Here is a 2,033-nt window from a genome sequence, read left to right on the forward strand (position 1 = left end):
GATGGGTAGGGGAGCGTCGTGTGCCGGGTGAAGCAGCCGCGGAAGCGAGTTGTGGACGGTTCACGAGTGAGAATGCAGGCATGAGTAGCGATACACACGTGGGAAACGTGTGCGCCGATTGACTAAGGGTTCCTGGGTCAAGCTGATCTGCCCAGGGTAAGTCGGGACCTAAGGCGAGGCCGACAGGCGTAGTCGATGGATAACCGGTTGATATTCCGGTACCCGCTGTGAAGCGTCAAACATTGAATCCAGTGATGCTAAGCCCGTGAAGCCGTTCCGGACCCTTCGGGGAATGGAAAGTGGTGGAGCCGGTGGCCCGAGCTGGTAGTAGGTGAGTGATGGGGTGACGCAGGAAGGTAGTCCATCCCGGGCGGTGGTTGTCCCGGGGTAAGGGTGTAGCCCGTCATCCAGGTAAATCCGGATGGCATGTGGGTGAGACCTGATGCCGAGCCGATTGTGGTGAAGTGGATGATCCTATGCTGTCGAGAAAAGCCTCTAGCGAGTTTCATGGCGGCCCGTACCCTAAACCGACTCAGGTGGTCAGGTAGAGAATACCGAGGCGTTCGGGTGAACTATGGTTAAGGAACTCGGCAAAATGCCCCCGTAACTTCGGGAGAAGGGGGGCCATGTCCGGTGATGAGCTTTGCGCTCTGAGCTGGGTGTGGCCGCAGAGACCAGCGAGAAGCGACTGTTTACTAAAAACACAGGTCCGTGCGAAGCCGTAAGGCGATGTATACGGACTGACGCCTGCCCGGTGCTGGAACGTTAAGGGGACCGGTTAGTGCGCTTTCGGGCGTGCGAAGCTGAGAACTTAAGCGCCAGTAAACGGCGGTGGTAACTATAACCATCCTAAGGTAGCGAAATTCCTTGTCGGGTAAGTTCCGACCTGCACGAATGGCGTAACGACTTCTCGACTGTCTCAACCATAGGCCCGGTGAAATTGCACTACGAGTAAAGATGCTCGTTTCGCGCAGCAGGACGGAAAGACCCCGGGACCTTTACTACAGTTTGATATTGGTGTTCGGTTCGGCTTGTGTAGGATAGCTGGGAGACTGTGAAGCTTGGACGCCAGTTCAGGTGGAGTCGTCGTTGAAATACCAGTCTGGTCGTGCTGGATGTCTAACCTGGGTCCGTGATCCGGATCAGGGACAGTGTCTGATGGGTAGTTTAACTGGGGCGGTTGCCTCCTAAAGAGTAACGGAGGCGCCCAAAGGTTCCCTCAGCCTGGTTGGTAATCAGGTGTTGAGTGTAAGTGCACAAGGGAGCTTGACTGTGAGACCGACGGGTCGAGCAGGGACGAAAGTCGGGACTAGTGATCCGGCGGTGGCTTGTGGAAGCGCCGTCGCTCAACGGATAAAAGGTACCCCGGGGATAACAGGCTGATCTTCCCCAAGAGTCCATATCGACGGGATGGTTTGGCACCTCGATGTCGGCTCGTCGCATCCTGGGGCTGGAGTCGGTCCCAAGGGTTGGGCTGTTCGCCCATTAAAGCGGTACGCGAGCTGGGTTTAGAACGTCGTGAGACAGTTCGGTCCCTATCCGCTGTGCGCGTAGGAATATTGAGAAGGGCTGTCCCTAGTACGAGAGGACCGGGACGGACGAACCTCTGGTGTGCCAGTTGTCCTGCCAAGGGCATGGCTGGTTGGCTACGTTCGGGAGGGATAACCGCTGAAAGCATCTAAGCGGGAAGCCTGCTTCGAGATGAGTATTCCCACCCCCTTTGAGGGGTTAAGGCTCCCAGTAGACGACTGGGTTGATAGGCCGGATCTGGAAGCCCAGTAATGGGTGGAGGTGACCGGTACTAATAGGCCGAGGGCTTGTCCTCAGTTGCTCGCGTCCACTGTGTTGGTTCTGAAACCACGAACAGCCCCGTTGTCGGGCCACGGCAATGGTGCGGCTGAACAGTTTCATAGTGTTTCGGTGGTTATAGCGTGAGGGAAACGCCCGGTTACATTCCGAACCCGGAAGCTAAGCCTTACAGCGCCGATGGTACTGCAGGGGGGACCCTGTGGGAGAGTAGGACGCCGCCGAAC

At 57.1% G+C, this 2,033-nt stretch carries 2 rRNA genes; both read left to right on the forward strand.

The features are described from left to right. Window positions 1–1,825 (forward strand): 23S ribosomal RNA (locus tag ACWD0J_RS41220); the annotation flags it as partial. A gap of 91 nt (window positions 1,826–1,916) precedes the next feature. Then, window positions 1,917–2,033 (forward strand): 5S ribosomal RNA (rrf, locus tag ACWD0J_RS41225).

It is taken from the genome of Streptomyces sp. NPDC003011 (assembly GCF_053591515.1).